The 1,284-nt window shown below is 75.8% G+C and carries 1 protein-coding gene; it reads right to left on the bottom strand.

The window, feature by feature from the left end:
* Positions 1-1,284: O-antigen ligase family protein (locus AR3_RS29040; RefSeq protein ID WP_067918817.1), on the bottom strand; the 1,284-nt coding region annotated here is incomplete at both ends.

Raw genomic sequence — 1,284 nt, forward strand, 5'->3', positions numbered from 1 at the left:
CCGCGGACCGGCGGGACCGGGCGCGGCCGGGGCGCGGCGGCCGAACAGCTCGACCGCGGCGAGCAGCCCGAAGAACGCCCAGCCGTGCCGGTAGTGGAGCACCTCGTAGAACAGCCCAGAGATCAGGAAGACGACGACGAGCGCGCCGAACAGCTCCGGCCGCGGCACCAGCCGCGCGTACGCGGGGTCGAGCGCGCCCGGGCGGGCGATGCGCACCGACTTCAGCAGCAGCAGGAAGACGAGGACGATCAGCGCGATCCCGCCGAGGAACCCGCGTTCCAGCACGGCCGCGATGTAGTCGTTGTGCGCCTCGCGGACGTAGCTCTCCTGGTTCGCCAGCGTCCGGGCCTCGGTCTGCGCCGGGCCGATGCCCCACGGATGCGGCTGCTCCCGGATCATGCGGACGGTCATCGCGGTCACCGTGCTGCGCGACTCGGTGCTCTCCCCGGTCGTCCGGCCGATCGAGTCGCGCAGGATCGGCGACGCGGCACTGGCCCGGTCCAGGTACGGCTGCACGTCGATCTGCGTCAGCGCGGCCGCGGCGCCGCCGCCGAGCAGCGTCACCAGGCATCCGGCGGCGACGGCGTGCCGCGCCCTGCCCTCGCGGACCATCCGCCACAGCCCGCCCGCCACGGTGGCGACGATCAGGGCGAGCGCGCCGCCGTTGGAGCCCGTCAGCACCTCGGCGGCGATCAGCACGGCGCACACCGCCCGGCGGCGCCACGCCGTCTCGGGGAACCGCGCCGCCCGGGCGATGAACAGCACGCAGATCAGCCAGTTGGCGGCGTAGTTGGCGTCGCCGAAGGTGAACTGCAGGCGCTCGCCGTCCGGCTGCTTGCCCGACAGCGCGTCGAGGCCGGCCGCGTATCCGACGATCATGAGCAGCGCGGACGCGGTGCCGAGGCACACCCAGGCGCGCAAAGCCGTGCGCAGCAGCCGCGGGTCCCGGCCCAGGTTGGCCAGGCTCACCGCCCACAGCAGCACGAACAGGTCCTGGACCAGCGTGAGCGGTCCGACGCCGTTGGCGAGCGCGGCGATGCCGCCCGCCGCGACCGTGAGCAGCGTCGGCACCAGGTACGGCCAGCGGACCGGGACGCGCCGCGACGCCGCCCACAGCAGCGTCGTCGCCGTCAGCGCCACCAGCGCCAGGTCGGGCAGGCCGGTGTTGCCGGGGCCGGGCGGCAGCCCGAACGGCATGAGCAGCGGCAGCGAGGCGATGGCGGGGACCAGCACCGCCGCCGCGGCCGCCGGCCGGCGCCGCGGCGCGTCGGGCGCCCCGCCCGC

The organism is Actinomadura rubrobrunea NBRC 15275, from assembly GCF_001552235.1.
In the GTDB taxonomy this organism is placed as follows: Bacteria; Actinomycetota; Actinomycetes; order Streptosporangiales; family Streptosporangiaceae; genus Spirillospora; species Spirillospora viridilutea.